This window comes from Mucilaginibacter sp. P4_D1 (assembly GCF_056401935.1).
The window spans coordinates 43,504-58,556 of the sequence record NZ_JBFUIJ010000005.1; the positions used below are offsets into that span (position 1 = coordinate 43,504).

A 15,053-nucleotide genomic window follows, 5' to 3' on the forward strand; every position below is an offset into this window, starting at 1 on the left:
ATAGTAATTTATTGTTAAAATTTGAACCGGAAACCAACCAGGAACCTGGCGTAAAACTTATCGTTTTCTACCGTGGCATAGTTAGGGCTATCCTGTATAGGCAGCTTATTATTGCCGCTATAAGCTTTATTTGATTGTTTTATTATTAATTTATAGGGCGTGTTTAGCAGGTTGTTAACTTTTACATATACAATGTAATGCTCGCTGAACTCCTTCTGGGCCGAGAAATCGAGGTTGATAGTTGGCCTTTCCCAGTTATCAAGATCTTTATATAATGACAGGGTATTTATTCTTTCGCCGGTGTAAACCGCGGCAAGTTGGGCATCTAATTTATGTTTGCTATCCTTATACAATAAAGAGAAGTTGCCCACATGAGCCGATTGCCCCTGTAAGGGCCTTGATTGGTTTACGTCGATATTGTGAAAGCTATTGTCGGCAGGATCTACGTAAGTAAATTTCTTGGTAGAGTTAATTACAGAATGCGTATAAGTATAATTACCCGACACACCTATATTTCCAAAAAATTTTCTGAAAACCGCCTCTAAGCCATAGTTATGGGCTGTTCCAAAATTGTATGGGCTTAACGTAAGATTGGCCGAAAAATCTGTTTGCACCAGGGCATATTCAATAGGGTTGGTAATTGTTTTATAAAATGCACCAACCATAAACTGATCTAAACCGTTCGGAAAAACCTCGTACCTGAAATCGAAATTATCGATAACCGAATGTTGCAAATGCGGGTTACCTTGTATCGGAAAATTATCTGTAGCAAAGCCGGTATTATCCTGGTACGGTACCAGGTCTGAATACGCAGGGCGCAAAACCGATTTAAAATAAGATAACCTTAAAGCCTGGTTATTACTTAACGCATACTTAGCGTTAACACTTGGCAAATAATCAGTATAAGTTATAGATGCCGATTTACCCGCTATAGTTGCCGGTAACGATGAATCATATGATTGTGATGTATGCTCGGCCCGTAACCCAAATAGAACGTCAAAACGGTCGTTTATAAAATACTTTGCCTGTACATATCCTGCCTGAATGTTTTCTTGAAAAGTATATACCCCAGGGTTACTAAATGCTGTACCTAACGCATCGGTGTTGGGTATAAATTTAAATTGCGAAGCCGGGATAGAAACGTATTTCTGATAAGTTGAATCAGCATCCGGAACCGGGCTCAGCTTATACTGGTTATCGTAGTTGTCCCTGTTTTTGTGCCTTGCCATACCGCCAAAACCAATTTGTGTAGTATGATTGTTTATTTTGGTGCTGTAATGCAAATTCAAATAACCGGATATGTCCCTATCTGTATTGCGGGTCCATTCACGTGTTTCTTTTTCTACCGAGACGGGTCCGTATGAGAGTGATGTGGCCGTACCCGAAGCATTAGGGCTAATTTGCTGCGAAGTATTGAACGCTGCGTAATCTGGCAGTTGCTGTTTGGCCTGTGAATAAACTAACGACCAGTCTGTAGTAAAAAACGAAGCGAGTTTATTGTTACCATGTAATATCAGGCTGTAAATGCTCTGCAAATCCTGCCTGGTTTGAGTTTGGTTGTTGTTTTGAAAACCGCCGATATAACCGTTATAAGAATAATTACCCAAAAGAATATCATTGGTTGACCGTACCCGGTCTTCGTTTAGTTGCAGGTAAGTACCGAACAGGCTTACCGTATTATCTGCATTAAATTTATAGTCGATTGTCGAGATCAAACCAAGCCTATTGGTTAAGGAAGAGTATTTGCGGGTTTGGTAATCGGGGAAAACCTGTGTCATAGTGGCGTTGGGGCCTGCCGCCGGCCCTAATGTGGCATTTTGAACCAATACTGATGTATTGTTGCCCGCATAGGTATTTTGGTAAGTGCCTGAAAAAATAACGCCGAGTTTTTTATTTAAAAACCTATCGCCTATTGTTAAGCTAAAATTGCTGTTGATAGGGGTCTTTTTTGTACCTGTTATCAGGTTATTGTAAGGAAAAGAAGAAACCGGCGCATAAACACCATTTCCCAAAATTTCGGCTGGCGATTGTTTATTTATTGATGATGTGTTGAAACTGTCAAATGGTCTTTTTGAAAATAACTGGCTATAGCCTGCGCCAACATTTCCCTCTAACCTGAATTCGTCCGGCGCTGTTTTCATCACCATGTTAATAACGCCACCGGAGGCATCGCCTTCCATATCGGGAGTTAACGATTTTGAAATTTCTATACGTTCAACCAAATCTGCCGGGAATATATCTAATGGTACATACCGGTTCTTATTATCCGGACTTGGGATTTTAACCCCGTTTATCAACGTAGTATTATAACGCTTGTCCATACCCCTGATAATGGCATACTGGCCGTCGCCTGTATTCCCTCTTTCGATGGAAACACCTGAAACACGTGCCAGCACGTTGGCAACCGTAATATCAGGCGATATAGCAATGGAATTGGCCGACACGATATTCACCAGATTATCGGCCCTTTGCTCAGCCCTTTTTGCGTACCTGTCCGATTCTTTATTGCCCTTTGCGGATATGGTTACACCATTTAAGCTGGAAGTATTTGAGACAAGGGCGAAGTTTAGCTTTAAATTTTGATTGTCTGCAAGTGTTATCGTAGTATCAATTGATACATAACCAATGTATGAAACCTTTAATTTATAAGTACCCGCTTTTAAATTACTCAATACATATTTTCCATTAAGCATTGAAACGGTTTTAACCGGGCCGGGCTGTAGTACCAGTGTTGCGCCAACAAGTTGTTCGCTAACACGTTTGTCAAAAACAGAGCCCGATATAGTAGAAGCATAAGAACCTGAGACGAAAAAAATGAAGATCAAGGCTGAATAAATCTGTTTCATTAACACGATATTTTCCGCAAAGAAACCCCATCAAATCTGTAGCAATTTTGAATTTTTGTTCCATTTTTCATTAATTAACCCAATGGTTTCAATAACTTAACAATAGAGTAACTCCTTCATTATAAACACACTTTTTATTAACAATAAATAAACATCAGAACAAAGCAATTTAACACCAACTAAATGCATTTGATGTCGGCTAAGTCGCCGGGCAATGCTGAATAGTATTCAGAAGATCTGTCAAAATAAAAGCGATTGTGTGTCTATAATCAATTAATTCAACATCTTTGAATTATTATATGGGGCATATTTATATCTGGATTATTTCTTTTTTTGCCATAGCGGGGGTAATTATAAGGCCGTTTAAAATACCAGAGGTAGCTTGGGCGATATCAGGGGCTATTTTGCTGATCGTATTTGGACTAATATTACCTTCAGACGGCTTAGTCGGCATTGCCAAAGGTACCGATGTATACCTGTTTTTAACCGGCATGATGCTGCTTGCAGAAACGGCCCGCGAAGAAAAGCTATTTGACTGGCTGGCGGCTCACGCCACACGAATGGCCAAAGGATCAGCAAACAGGCTTTTCCTGCTTATATACCTGGTTGGTGTGGTGGTTACTACATTCTTATCAAACGATGCCACAGCGGTTGTACTCACCCCGGCAGTGGCAGCTGCTGTAAAGGCCGCTAAAGTTGATAAGCCCCTGCCCTACCTGTTAATTTGCGCGTTTATAGCCAATGCTGCTTCGTTTGTGTTGCCCATATCAAACCCGGCCAACCTGGTAATTTACGGCAGCCATATGCCACCACTACTACACTGGTTGCCGCAATATATTTTGCCTTCTTTTTTTGCTATTACAGTTACTTATATCATGCTACGCTTTACCCAGCGTGAGGCTTTAAAAGCAAAAATTGAAACAGATATAACTATCCCGGTTTTGGCACAAGGGGGCAAAACAGCCATCATTGGTATAGGTGCTACAGCCATTATTTTATTAATTGCATCGGCATTTGATATTCAATTGGGCCTGCCAACTGCCATAACGGGAGTTTTAACATCAGCCATTGTAATTATCAGGGCTAAAAAAAATCCGTGGATGGTGGTAAAGGGAGTTTCATGGGCGGTGCTGCCGCTGGTTGCCGGGTTATTTATTATTGTGGAGGCGCTGGGCAAAACCGGCATCATAGAACGTTTGACAGCCTTGCTTCATGAGAACGCCGCCCACGCTGTAAATGCAACAGCCTGGGGCAGCGGCATAATTACCGCGTTTGCCTGTAACCTGATGAATAACCTGCCAGCCGGGTTAATAGCCGGCAATGTTGTTCAAGGCAATGTACCCGAAATTATCAAAAGTTCGGTACTCATTGGCATCGACCTGGGGCCAAATCTGTCGGTAACAGGCTCATTGGCAACCATCCTATGGCTGGTTGCCCTACGCCGCGAAGGACTATATGTAAGCTTTTGGACATTTTTAAAGCTGGGGGCGTTAATTATGACGGTTGCATTGCTGTTTGCTTTAGCGGCGTTGTGGATATAATTTTTTTAAAAGAATCAAATTGTCGTTAGGGGACGAACGGACGTTCGAACAACAAGAATGTCATCCATTGGCGGCAAAACCCAATGATTTTCTTGGGGAAAAGCCCTCGGTTAAAGTTTCCTAAGAGTTGAAACAAGCACCTGTCGACTTTATATAGGTTATGCATGTCGACAGATACCTTGTTTCCTACCTAATTAAATTCCTGTCATCCCGAGGAACGAAGGATCTGTCAGCGGTGTATGACCGATAGAAAAGTTAGCGAATAGATCTTTCGTTTCTCAGGATGACAGTAGTTTATCTTTGAACGTCGTTTCGCCTTAAGAATCCTTGGATTTTAAAACTTAGGCTTAAAAACAGGATGCTTTATAGCAATCTATTTAAAGGCCATTCCAAAACCTCACTTAACCTTGTGCTTTTTTATACTGATAAACACTAGTTTTGAAGTAGGCGTATTACTTCCTTCGGCTACACTGTCAATCGGGATCAATACGTTGGCTTCGGGGTAATAGGTTGCAGTGTTTCCTTCGGGGATGTTATACGGAACCACCACAAACAGGCGGGCCACGCGCTCAACCCCGCCAAAGTTATTGTAAAGGTCTACATGTTCCCCTTCTTTAAACGCGGCTTTGGCCATGTCTTTCTCGTTCATGAATATTACGCGGCGCTCATTATGAACTCCGCGGTAGCGGTCGTTCAGCCCGTAGATGGTCGTGTTAAACTGATCATGGCTGCGGATGGTTGTCATCCGGAATTCCCCTGTTTTGGGTTCATGTATTGGTAGGCCGGCAATGTTAAAATCAACCTTATTGCCAAACTTAATATTTTCAAACTTGCCTTCCCGCGGGCCATTAGGCAAATAAAAGCCCGCCGGTACACGCACCTTTTGATTATAATCCTCAAAACCAGGAATTACTTTGGCAATGTCATCACGCACAGCGTCATAACTTTTGGCGTACCTATCCCAATCAATAACAGAACGCTTGCCCAATGTGGCTTTAGCCAGCCTGCAAACAATCTGGTTCTCACTCAACAAATCTGTGGAGATGGGCTCCAGCATTCCCTTCGACATTTGCACCACCCCCATCGAGTTTTCGCAGCTGATGAACTGCGCTTCGCCATTAACCATATCTTTATCACTACGCGAAAGCGTTGGCAATATCAAAGCTTCATCGCCATGTACCAGATGGCTGCGGTTAAGTTTGGTAGATACATGAACAGACATCTCGAGCTTACGCATTGCATCGGCTGTATAAGTGGTATCCGGCGTAGCCGAAAGAAAATTACCTCCCATGGCAAAAAACACCTTCAGCTTACCCTCGTGCATCGCCTGTATCGACTCTACTACATCGTAACCATGTTCGCGTGGCGGCTCAAAACCAAAAACCTCTTTCAGCTTGTCCAGTTGTTTAGGTTTAGGCTTGTCAAATATCATCATGGTACGGTTACCCTGCACATTGCTGTGGCCACGTACCGGGCAAAGGCCAGCGCCCGGTTTACCTATAGCGCCTTTAAGCATAGCCAGGTTAACAATTTCTTTAACGGTGGCAACGCCGTTTTTATGCTGGGTAACGCCCATGGCCCAACAAATAATAATGCGGGTTTTATCCTTGAGCATATCGGCTGCTTGTTCTATTTGTGCTAAAGGCACGCCGGCTTCATTAGCCAGGTGGTTTAAATCGTATTCATTAAGATGGTTTAAAAATGCCACATAACCTTCGGTATTGTTTTTTATAAATTCATGGTCGAACACCGTACCGGGAGATTCCAATTCAGCTTTATATAGCAGCTTTTCGATAGCCTTCAATAAGGCCATATCGCCGTTGATCTTCACCTGTAGATACAAATCGGCTAATTGGGTGGTTATCCCTAATACGCCTTTCACCGTTTGCGGATTTTTAAAACCCATCAACCCCGCCTCATGCAGCGGATTTACAGCAATGATCTTAGAACCATATTGCTTGGCCTTTTCCAGGGCGCTAAGCATCCTGGGATGATTGGTGCCGGGGTTTTGCCCTATGATAATAATTACATCGGTATCATAAAAATCATTTAACGTAACCGTTCCCTTGCCTATGCCAATGGCCTCGGCCAGCCCCAGGCTGGTTGATTCATGGCACATATTTGAGCAATCGGGCATATTGTTGGTACCATACTCGCGGATAAATAGCTGGTAGGTAAACGAAGCTTCGTTACTGGTGCGCCCCGAGGTATAAAATGCAGCCTCATTTGGCGATGCCAGGCTATTCAATTTATCGGCTATCTTTTTAAAAGCATCGTCCCAACTGATGGGTTGGTAATGCGACGCGCCTTTAGGCAGATATACAGGCTGCGCTATCCGGCCTTTTTTGCCTATCTCGTAATCGTTTAGTTTGGCTAAATCAAAAACAGAGTTTTGGGCAAAAAATTCAGCCGTGAGCTTTTTGGTGGTGGCTTCTTCGGCAAGGGCTTTTGCGCCATTCTCGCAATACTCGGCAATTGGCGACCGGTCATCATCCGGATCGGGCCAGGCGCAGCCAGAGCAGTCAAAACCATCTTTCTTGTTCATCTTAAACAAGCCTTCCATGCCCCGCACAAACCCCGACTCCTGCAGAATATCAACCATAGCAACTGTTACAGCCGGAATGCCGGCTGCCCATGTTTTGGGTTTGGTTATTTTCAGGTCGAGCAGTTCTTCCGGATTTTCTGCAGCAGGTTGCTCTTTGATGTGCTCGCTCATATCTTTTTAGTCAGCAAGGGGTTTGTGTAGTTATCACTCTGGTCTTCGGCCACATTATCAAGACAGGTAAAATCTTTTTCAACTAATAAATTCAGGCTGCCGTGTTTGCCTTCAAAACCTACCTTATCAGTTTCTGCCAGTTCCGTAATCACATTTTTTGGCACAAACAGGATAATCGTATTCTCCCTGAATATTGATGACAGGTGGTCGTCATCAACCACTTTAATGGCATAGTATAGTTGCTGGCTGCCAAAATCTACTTCTTCCTGCAGATGGCCTTCTTCTGCCAACTGTGCAATATCGCTTTTGGTAAGCCTGTATCTTAATGAGTTGCCTTTAATACGTATTTTCATGGGTGTTGTATATTTTCGGCAGTAACCCGGCCGTTATCGGCAATTTTACTGCCCGGTATCTGTACGCGGTGGGCCGCGGTGTAAATATTAAAACGTTCATCGCGCAAAAAACCTATCAGCGTCATATTAAACTCTTCGGCCAATTGCACGGCCAGGCTTGATGGCGCGCCGACAGCCGCTATAATATTAATGCCTGCCATTGCTGCTTTTTGCACCAATTCAAAACTTGCCCTGCCACTTAGTAGCAATACGGTTTGCCGCAAAGGCAGCCAGCCATAGCCAAGTGCAGCCCCTATCAGCTTATCAAGTGCGTTGTGCCTGCCCACATCCTCGCGCAACAGCAAAAGTTCGCCCTGTGTGGTAAACAGGGCCGAAGCGTGTAAACCACCCGTATTGGCAAATACGCGCTGATGTCTTTCTAAAATGAGGGGTAACTGGTATAAAACATCCGTTAAAATGGTATCCTCATCGGCCTCCTGTGCAGCGAAACTGCTTACGGTACGGATGGCATCGATAGAGCCCTTACCGCAAACGCCACAGCTGGATGTGGTATAAAAATTACGCCCGGTATTTTGCAGGCTGGGCTCTATGCCCGGGTTTAACGTAACCAGTATTACGTTCTCCTTTTCCCCGGCGCAGGCAATAAAGCAATGCACTGTGGCCGCAACATCATCTGCATTTTTGATAATGCCTTCTGTAAATAAAAAGCCTCTGGCAAGTTCGGCATCGTGACCCGGCGTTCGCATAGTTACCGAGATATTTTGTGTCTGGCGTTCAGGCTCAGTACCGAATTCCAATCGTATTTCCAATGGCTCTTCTACAGCAAGTGTATCAGTAGTTATAACACCTGATGATGCATTCATTTTAATAATTGGAATATGCTGTTCAGAATTGGCGGCCATATGTAAATATACAATTTAGATGGAAAGTTGTTTAGCCCCCCGAGTGGCCCGAAGGAGGAGTTTTTGAATATCAATTATTTATATTTCTATGGCTTATCCTATCCTATTTTGCCCTAATTTTGAGGAATGAAGATCAATGTATTGGCATTTGGTGTTACAAAGGAGATTTTCGGGAGCGGCTCGGTTAGTTTAGAGTTAACCAATGATGCTACTATTTCGAATTTAAAATACGCGCTGGAGAAGGAATACCCCCGTTTAAAGCAGCTGGCATCATACATGGTTGCGGTAAATAACGAATATGCACTGCCGGGAGATACCATCCACGAGAGGGACGAAATAGCTGTTATCCCCCCGGTGAGCGGAGGATAAGTTTAATAACCAGGAACTTTTTTCGAATCCAAAAGCAAGCTATTCAAAATTCTTTTTCGTTATCAGACACCTTTTCTCCGAAAACTTTTTGTCGCCCAATCATGAACATCAGAAAAGCCACATTAGCAGATCAGGCAGCATTATCAGATTTACTGGACCAGCTGGGCTACCCTGGAACCGGGGATTTTTTGTCTGCAAATTTAGAACGAATGCTGGGCCAGCCGCAATCGGAGGTTTTGGTATATGAATCAGATGGGAAAATTTTAGGCTTGATTGCTTTTGATTTTTTAACGCAACTGGCAGTTAAAGGCGATTTTGCGCGGATCAGCTGTTTTGCTGTAGATGAAAATGCCCGTAGCATGGGAGTTGGCAAAGCGCTGGAAGAGCATTTTACCAATTTAGCTATAGCAAGGAAATGCGACCGGATTGAAGTGCATTGCCACTCACGAAGGGTTGATGCGCACCGGTTTTATTACCGGCAGGACTACCACGAATCGCCAAAGTATTTAATGAAATCATTAGCCGACCGACAAGCATGACCAATACGCAAATTATATTATCGGCAGAAACCCTGGATATCCAGGCTTGTATCAATTGGATTATGTCGCCCGAATCTGGCGGGATAGATGTGTTTATCGGTACAGTACGCAACTCTACCAAAGGTAAACCCGTACTAAAGCTTGATTTTGAAGCATACGAACCTATGGCTATCAGCGAAATGCAAAAGATAGCCAGCCAGGCTTTTGATAAATGGCCCGTACAAAAAATATTGATCCATCACCGAACCGGCGAATTGCAGGTTGGCGAAGTACCGGTAGTTATCGCGGTATCCGCCGCTCACCGGGATGCTGCATTTGATGCCTGCCGTTACATTATAGATACCTTAAAACAAACCGTCCCTATCTGGAAAAAGGAGGCTTTTGAAGACGGAGACGTTTGGGTGGCGGCGCATCCCTGAGGAAAGTTAAAATTCAAAAATCAATATTCAAAAATCATCGCTTTTTTACCTTATCATATTTAACCGATAACGCACCACCAATGACTTAATAACGCGCAGCTAATGACCTAATGACGCGTAGCCAACAATCCCCCCGTCTAACGACCATACATCAGCCTCGGGGATTTTTTTTAATACCAGCTTCACGGCTTCCCCACTCCTTTTACCTGTGGAACAATAGAATACCTTTGTATTGGTGCTGGCAAAATAAGGCAGGTAGCTCTCCAGTTCGTCCAGCGGGATATGAGTGCCTCCTATATCGTAGGCATCGCGTTCCTGCTCTGTCCGTACATCAATTAACTCAATAGTTGGGTCTTGTTCCATTCGTGCTTTCAGTTCATCGCCAGATATCGTTGGAATAGTTACCGTAGTTGCCAACCGCCTGATATTGGTTTTGGTGACCGACCCTATCCTGATGATACGGCTTTGCATGCTTTGTGCATCAAAAATCAGCACTTTACCCGCCAGCAGTTCGCCGGTTTTGGTGATGTATTTTATCACTTCATTGGCTTGCATACAGCCAATTATACCGGCCAGGGTTGGTATTACGCCACCTTCGGTACAATTAGGAATCTGGGTGGCATCAACCTGCGGGAACAGATCACGGTAGTTAGGCGAACGCTGCTCGTCTTTAACGGCTATGTTCCATACGGCAACCTGGCCTTCAAACTGGTAAATAGCGCCGTAAACCAGCGGCTTTCCGCTTATAACGCAGGCATCATTTAATAAATATCGTGTCTCGAAATTATCGGTACCATCCACTACAATATCATATTGAGCAACAATTTCCAATACATTCTCGGATGTTATCTTATCTGTATAAGGCACCAGTTTTACACCGGGGTTTTGTAATTGCAAACGCTGGCAGGCCAAAGTAGCTTTTTGCATACCTACGTCGTTTGGTGTGTACAAAATTTGCCGGTGCAGGTTGCTGATGGATACTACATCAAAATCGGCAATACCTATGGTACCCACACCTGTAGAGGTAAGGTATTGCGCCGAAGGGCATCCTAATCCACCCGCCCCTACTATCAGTACTTTGGCCTGTTGTAAAAGCTGCTGAGCGGCTTGGCTGAAACCTGGCAAGGCTATTTGACACGTGTATCTTAAATCATTATCGGTCATAAGTTGGTAGCTAATTTTTGGTGGATCGTCCTTTTAACAATCTCCATTTCTTCGGGCGTATTAACGTTAGTTAACGCTTCAGGGTTGGGTGCATTTAACAGGGTGATATCGGTATTAATCAACACCTTTCGCGGGCAGGAATATCCTTGCGCCAGGAATGAGAGTAGTATTGGATAACTCCTGGGCTCCCAAATGGCTATCAACGGTTCAGGAAATTCGGTAACGGGGCTATGATAAGCGGTAGCAACTGATGAGCTATTACGCCAGGCTACCAAATTGCGCAAAGTGGCATCGTCCATTAAAGGCAAATCACAAGCTATTACCAGCCAGGCGCTGTCCGGGTTTTCCCTAAAGGCAGATAATATGGCCCCGTACGGACCGAGCCCGGTAAAGGTATCTTGCAAAACCGGGTACGGCTCCTCGGCTTTAGCCAGCTGGCCGTCCCTGTGTGATATAAATACCTGGCTGCAAAATGGCTGTAACATATCGGCCATGTAATACCGCTGCGGCTTTCCATGCCAGTTGATGTTGCCTTTATCAACGCCCATTCGCAAGCTTTGGCCTCCTGCCAATACAAGGCCGTTTAGTATAGGCCTGTTTTGTTTCAGGTTGGCTTCAAAAAAGGCAATGATCTTGTCTCTCTCGCCCAATTTATAAACTGGGATCTGTTGCCAGCAGGGTACGGTTTCCTTTATAAAATCAAAAACATCGTCGCTGTTATCGGCCAATAAAAACAACTGCACATTATTAAGCTGCTCAGCACGTTTTAATAATGATGCTTTTTTATTGTTATCAATAATAACTACCTGCGCTTTGGCCTGCTGGTGATTACCATTCACTAATACCAAATCGGCATTGGCAAATTGCTGTTTAAGCTGATAGGGCATCATCGGGTTTTGAAAATTAAATTGCTGGTAGTTTACCTGGTCGCTATAATCCAATATAGCGCCGCTTGCCAGGCGGCCGGGAACCAWAGTAATATCATCATTGTGCGATGTATCTGCATAAGCACATCTATAAGTTGACGATAATGCTGCGATTACATCGTCGGCCAGTAGTTTGATAACCGTACATGGCCCGCCAACAATGGCCCATTCGTTACGGCCAAAGTTGCCTATGGCCGGCCGCACCAGCTTAGCATGCTTTTTGTGCTTTTTTTCCGGCTGATTATGCTCGTTTAAAATCACGTTTCCCTCCTGTTTTTGCTATCAGTTTGGTTTCTTTTATCACAATGTCATGGCTCATAGCTTTGCACATATCGTAAACGGTAAGTGCCGCTACAGAGGCACCAACCAGCGCCTCCATTTCGATGCCCGTTTTAGCAGTTATGCTGGCCGTACATTCAATTACAATTTCCTGCTTTTCGTTAACCTGTACGGTAACACTGCAATTATCCATCCCTAGCGGGTGGCAAAGCGGAATCAGCTCGCCCGTTTTTTTTGCCGCCATAATACCGGCTATGATGGCTGTTTGAAATACCGGCCCCTTTTTACTTACCAGGTCGCCATCAATTAAATGCTGCAAAACTTCATCTGGCAAAACCACAACGCTGCGTGCTGTAGCGGTGCGGTGTGTAACCTGCTTTGCAGATACATCTACCATGGATGGATTGCCTTGTTTATCTATGTGGGTTAACATTATTTTATTTATCTGAACTCGAATTAAACGAATTTTTAGAATTTAAGAATTGCTTTAGCGGCAGGGAAAGTACTGAAGCTAAATTCAGGAAATTCTATAAATTCCTGAAATTCCGGTTCAGACAAACCGCCATACTTTAAACACTTCTCCCTGCTTAAATTCACTCCTTTCCAGGGGTAATTCTAAAAATGCTTCGGTATCTGCTAAGTTAGCAAAATCGCCCGAACCATTGCCTTCAACAGGCGAGGCCATGAGCTGCCCTTGTGCGTTACTGTGCAGCTTTACCTGCAAATAATATTGCAAAGCCGGCTGAAACTGAAAATCTTTATCTAAAACTGCATAAACGGGTAATTGTTGGGGTAAGCCTAAAGTAGCGTTTAGCCAGGTTAAAAAATACCTATTCAGGCACATAAACGTGGCTACCGGGTTACCGGGAAACGCGAAAACCAATGCCTTATCCTGGTATTGGCCAAACCAAAACGGTTTGCCGGGCCGCTGGGCTACTTTGTGAAATAGCTTTGTAACCTGCAAATCCTGAAGCGCCTGCGGGATATAATCAAACTTGCCCATGCTTATGCCGCCGCTTAGCAGCAATACATCGTAATTTTGCAGGCAGTGTTGTATCTGCGTTTTGGTTATTTCGGGGTCATCAGGAATGTGCAAAACATCCGGCTGCAAACCATGCTGTTGCAAAACTGCTTTAACGGTGTAGCTGTTTGATTTACGGATCTGGTAGGGCGATGGTGTTTCATTCACATCAACCAATTCGTCACCCGATGAGATAATTACCATTTTCGGCATCGCCTTAACCAGCAAGTGAGTTTTGCCTACCGATGCTGCTACGCCAATAATTGCCGGTGTAACTACCTGCCCGGACGATGCCAATACTTCCCCCAGCTTTTTATCTATACCCCGTACATGAATATTTTGTCCTTGCTTAATACCTTCTGCATCAATGCAGGCCAACCCATCCTTTATCTCAACATCCTCGTACCGAATTATGGTATCTGCCGATGCCGGCAACACCGCCCCAGTCATAATCTCGATACATTCGTTCGGTTCATCAATCTCCACGGGTTCATCGCCTGCGGCCTGGGTTGCCTTTATGCGGAAGGTGTTGATGCCACCTTTAATAGCCTTAAAATTGATGGCTATGCCATCCATGGTTACCCGGTTAAAGGGAGGCAGATCGCGGTCGGCTTTAATATCTTCTGCCAATACTTTGCCCTGGGCCTGTTCAAAGGGAACGGTTTCATTTCCGTAATTTCTTAACTGGGCCAATATCAGCTTTTCGGCTTGTTCAACAGTTGTCATTTTTATTATAGGCTAAAGGCTAAAGGCTGAAAGCTGAAAGCTTTAAATCTTGTTAGCCATACAATTATTGATTATACATTATCCTGGCTTTCTGCCTTGCGCTTTTGGCTTTTGGCTTTTTTTAGCTTAAAGCTGAAGGCAGAAAGCCTAAAGCTTTACTTGTACCTCAATATAAATAAACTGGCGGCAATGATTATTTTTTTGCTTTGGGCTTTCAGCTTTAAGCTCACTATCCGCCAATTGTAGCCATCGATTCATGGATTCCGGGATGCACAATACGTTTTTTTTCGGCCTCCCAGCCATCTGCGGCACGATTGCTAAAGGCATTCAGCAAAACAAGTTTAAGGTTATCTTCACTTGTTCCTGCACGCATCAGGTCTTTAATATTTAATCCGCCATCATCGTATAAACAGGTTTTCAGTTCGCCCTGCGGGGTTATCCTGATACGGTTGCAAGTGCCACAAAACGTACGCGAGTAAGCGGCTATTACGCCAACCGTACCCCTATGCCCAGGTACCTGGTAATTGTATGATGTGGAGTAAGCCGGATCCCCTATTTTCTGTATCTGCGGGTATTGGGTTTTAATCTCATCCAGTATCCGTACATAATCCCATTGCAGGCCGGTGTATAAATGACCATCGCCATTAAAAGGCATTTCTTCTATAAACCTTACGCTTATGGGTAAATTCCGGGTCATTTCAACCAGTGGGATAATATCCTGTGTATTTTTGCCATCCATTACTACGGCATTTATTTTTACCTCGATGCCGTGATGCAGCAACGCCTCTAAAGCGGCCATCACATTAGCAAATTCGTCGCGACGGGTGATGGTAAAAAAACGGTTGGCGTCCAGCGTATCCAGGCTCAGGTTTACCGAGCGCACACCTATTTTCTTCAGTTCGGGCACATAGGGTGCGGTTAACACACCATTAGTTGTGAGGCTTAACTCCTGCAAGCCATCTAATGCTGATATCGAAGTAAGCAGCTGCATAATGTCCTTACGCACAAATGGCTCTCCGCCGGTTATCCTGATCTTCTGGATGCCCATTTTCACCATCAGGGCGCAGGCTTTCAGCATTTCTTCGTAACTCATCAGTTCCTTACGCGATAGCCAGTTAAGGCCATCTTCGGGCATGCAATAAAAACAGCGCAGGTTACAGCGGTCTGTAACTGCTAAGCGCAGGTAATTGATATTTCGGCCGTGGTTATCTGTTAACAATTGAAAAAATTTACTGCGTTTATAAGTTAATTA

The 15,053-nt window shown here is 44.1% G+C and carries 13 protein-coding genes; 4 read left to right on the forward strand and 9 right to left on the reverse strand.

The genetic code is table 11. The annotated features are described in order from the left end of the window. Positions 1–14: 14 nt before the first annotated feature. Positions 15–2,846, reverse strand: coding sequence for a TonB-dependent receptor (locus AC1DV1_RS06915; RefSeq protein ID WP_477356914.1), 2,832 nt, complete (start codon positions 2,844–2,846; stop codon positions 15–17). A gap of 287 nt (positions 2,847–3,133) precedes the next feature. On the opposite strand from AC1DV1_RS06915, the gene AC1DV1_RS06920 reads away from it, so the two are divergent. Beyond that, the gene (locus AC1DV1_RS06920) at positions 3,134–4,387 is read left to right on the forward strand and encodes an arsenic transporter (protein ID WP_477356916.1); all 1,254 of its coding nucleotides are present in this window, start codon (positions 3,134–3,136) and stop codon (positions 4,385–4,387) included. A 397-nt stretch (positions 4,388–4,784) separates the two neighbouring features. On the opposite strand, the gene AC1DV1_RS06925 is transcribed toward AC1DV1_RS06920, so the two are convergent. Genes AC1DV1_RS06925 through fdhD form a run of 3 tightly spaced genes read right to left on the reverse strand, consistent with a single transcriptional unit; the run spans position 4,785 to position 8,358 of the window. Next, the gene (locus AC1DV1_RS06925) at positions 4,785–7,103 is read right to left on the reverse strand and encodes an FdhF/YdeP family oxidoreductase (protein WP_477356918.1); all 2,319 of its coding nucleotides are present in this window, start codon (positions 7,101–7,103) and stop codon (positions 4,785–4,787) included. Continuing rightward, on the reverse strand, positions 7,100–7,456 hold the full coding sequence (locus tag AC1DV1_RS06930) for a DUF7009 family protein (RefSeq protein WP_477356920.1): 357 nt from the start codon (positions 7,454–7,456) through the stop codon (positions 7,100–7,102). Before AC1DV1_RS06930 ends, AC1DV1_RS06925 begins: the two co-directional genes overlap by 4 nt. Beyond that, positions 7,453–8,358 (reverse strand): formate dehydrogenase accessory sulfurtransferase FdhD, encoded by a 906-nt coding sequence (gene fdhD / locus AC1DV1_RS06935; RefSeq protein ID WP_477356922.1) that lies wholly within the window; start codon positions 8,356–8,358, stop codon positions 7,453–7,455. Before fdhD ends, AC1DV1_RS06930 begins: the two co-directional genes overlap by 4 nt. A gap of 126 nt (positions 8,359–8,484) precedes the next feature. On the opposite strand from fdhD, the gene AC1DV1_RS06940 reads away from it, so the two are divergent. The 3 genes from AC1DV1_RS06940 (at position 8,485) to AC1DV1_RS06950 (ending at position 9,685) form a co-directional block, all read left to right on the forward strand. Next, a complete protein-coding gene (locus AC1DV1_RS06940; protein WP_477356924.1) occupies positions 8,485–8,727 on the forward strand; it encodes a MoaD/ThiS family protein in 243 nt (80 codons plus the stop codon). A 101-nt stretch (positions 8,728–8,828) separates the two neighbouring features. Continuing rightward, positions 8,829–9,266 carry a GNAT family N-acetyltransferase gene (locus tag AC1DV1_RS06945; RefSeq protein WP_477356926.1) on the forward strand — a complete coding sequence of 146 codons (438 nt, stop codon included), beginning with the start codon at positions 8,829–8,831 and terminating at the stop codon, positions 9,264–9,266. Next, complete coding sequence (locus AC1DV1_RS06950) at positions 9,263–9,685, forward strand: molybdenum cofactor biosynthesis protein MoaE (protein ID WP_477356928.1); 423 nt, start codon at positions 9,263–9,265, stop codon at positions 9,683–9,685. The genes AC1DV1_RS06945 and AC1DV1_RS06950 overlap by 4 nt, the downstream gene beginning before the upstream one ends. A gap of 99 nt (positions 9,686–9,784) precedes the next feature. Here the strand turns inward: AC1DV1_RS06950 and AC1DV1_RS06955 are convergent, their stop codons facing one another. The 5 genes from AC1DV1_RS06955 to moaA all read right to left on the reverse strand — a co-directional run bounded on the left by AC1DV1_RS06955 (position 9,785) and on the right by moaA (position 15,020). Then, positions 9,785–10,849 carry a ThiF family adenylyltransferase gene (locus AC1DV1_RS06955; protein ID WP_477356930.1) on the reverse strand — a complete coding sequence of 355 codons (1,065 nt, stop codon included), beginning with the start codon at positions 10,847–10,849 and terminating at the stop codon, positions 9,785–9,787. After that, a complete protein-coding gene (locus AC1DV1_RS06960; RefSeq protein ID WP_477356932.1) occupies positions 10,846–12,036 on the reverse strand; it encodes an NTP transferase domain-containing protein in 1,191 nt (396 codons plus the stop codon). The genes AC1DV1_RS06955 and AC1DV1_RS06960 overlap by 4 nt, the downstream gene beginning before the upstream one ends. Next, on the reverse strand, positions 12,017–12,487 hold the full coding sequence (gene moaC / locus AC1DV1_RS06965; RefSeq protein ID WP_477356934.1) for a cyclic pyranopterin monophosphate synthase MoaC: 471 nt from the start codon (positions 12,485–12,487) through the stop codon (positions 12,017–12,019). Before moaC ends, AC1DV1_RS06960 begins: the two co-directional genes overlap by 20 nt. A gap of 117 nt (positions 12,488–12,604) precedes the next feature. Beyond that, the gene (locus tag AC1DV1_RS06970; RefSeq protein WP_477356936.1) at positions 12,605–13,801 is read right to left on the reverse strand and encodes a molybdopterin molybdotransferase MoeA; all 1,197 of its coding nucleotides are present in this window, start codon (positions 13,799–13,801) and stop codon (positions 12,605–12,607) included. A 229-nt stretch (positions 13,802–14,030) separates the two neighbouring features. Beyond that, the gene (moaA, locus tag AC1DV1_RS06975) at positions 14,031–15,020 is read right to left on the reverse strand and encodes a GTP 3',8-cyclase MoaA (RefSeq protein WP_477356938.1); all 990 of its coding nucleotides are present in this window, start codon (positions 15,018–15,020) and stop codon (positions 14,031–14,033) included. Between the last annotated feature and the right edge of the window lie 33 nt (positions 15,021–15,053).